The 1,313-nt window shown below is 74.0% G+C and carries 1 protein-coding gene; it reads left to right on the forward strand.

Features of this window, described 5'->3' with window-relative positions; translation table 11 throughout:
* Positions 1-1,064: PHB depolymerase family esterase (locus tag FV223_RS27840; protein WP_147729899.1), on the forward strand; the 1,064-nt coding region annotated here is incomplete at its 5' end.
* Positions 1,065-1,313 lie beyond the last annotated feature (249 nt).

Raw genomic sequence — 1,313 nt, forward strand, 5'->3', positions numbered from 1 at the left:
GGCCCGAGGCCGCGCCGAGGAGCGCTTCGCCCCGAGCCGAAACCGCGTCGGCCGGCCCGATCCCGGAGAAGCTGCGTGCCGCGGTCGACGGCGTCGTGCGCGGGCTGGCGCCGGTGCTGAAGGGCCTGAGCGCCAAGGGCTTGAACACCAAAGGCCTCAACACGAAGGGGCTGGCGCCCGGCTTCGGCTTCGCCAAGCCGCCGATGCCGGGCCGCTCGGCCGAGCCCGCCGAGGGCGAGGGATCGCTCGTCACCAAAAGCTTCGCCGGGCCGGCGGGTGCGCGCGAGTATCGCCTGTTCGTCCCGAGCCGGCCGCAGAATCCGGCCGCGCTCGTGGTGATGCTGCACGGCTGCAACCAGACCGCGGACGACTTCGCCGTCGGCACCGGCATGAACCGGCTGGCGGAGCGCGACGGCGTGCTCGTCGCCTACCCGGTCCAGACCGGCCGCGCCAACGCGCAACGCTGCTGGAACTGGTTCGAGCCGCGCGACCAGGGCCGCGAGACCGGCGAGGCCGCGATCATCGCCGGGCTCACCCGCGCGGTGATGGCCGAGCACGCGATCGACCCGGACCGCGTCTTCATCGCCGGGCTCTCGGCCGGCGGGGCGGCGGCGGCCAACATCGCCCGCGCTTTTCCCGATCTCTATGCGGCGGTGGGCGTGCATTCCGGCCTCGCCGCGTCGTGCGCCCGCGACGTCGGCTCGGCGATGATGGCGATGCAGATGGGCGCGGCCGGCCCCGGCGGCACCCGCGTGCCGACGATCGTCTTCCACGGAGAGGACGACACCACGGTGAGCATCCGCAACGCCGACCAGGTGCTGGCACAGGCGGGCGCCGCGGCGCTGACGCCCTCGCGCGAGCAATTCGACGGCGACGGCCATCCCTACACCCGCACCCGCTACGCCGACGCGGCGGGCCGGGTGATGCTGGAGGATTGGCGGGTGCGCGGCGCCGGCCACGCCTGGTCCGGCGGCGACCGGGCCGGCAGCTTCACCGATCCGCACGGGCCCGACGCCTCGCGCGCGATGCTCGACTTCTTCGCCGCGCATCCCAAGGGGGTCTAGAGCATTTTCTTCACGCGAGCCGGGATCCACCTTGCTGGAAAATGCTCGAGCGGCCGGGCGCCGACCCGGCGACGGCGTGGCCCGGTTGCAACGCCGAACCTGCGATCGTGCGGTGCCCGCGATCGGAGGCGGCGGATCGGCCGCGATCCGTGCATGGTCCGTTTGCCGGCGAACCGCGTCGGCGGAGGAGGCTTGCGTGCCGGTGTCGGGTTGGAAGGTGGCGCTCGTGGGCGCAGCGGTGGCGTGCGC

Origin of the sequence: Methylobacterium sp. WL116, assembly GCF_008039455.1 — a bacterium.
Lineage (GTDB): Bacteria > Pseudomonadota > Alphaproteobacteria > Rhizobiales > Beijerinckiaceae > Methylobacterium.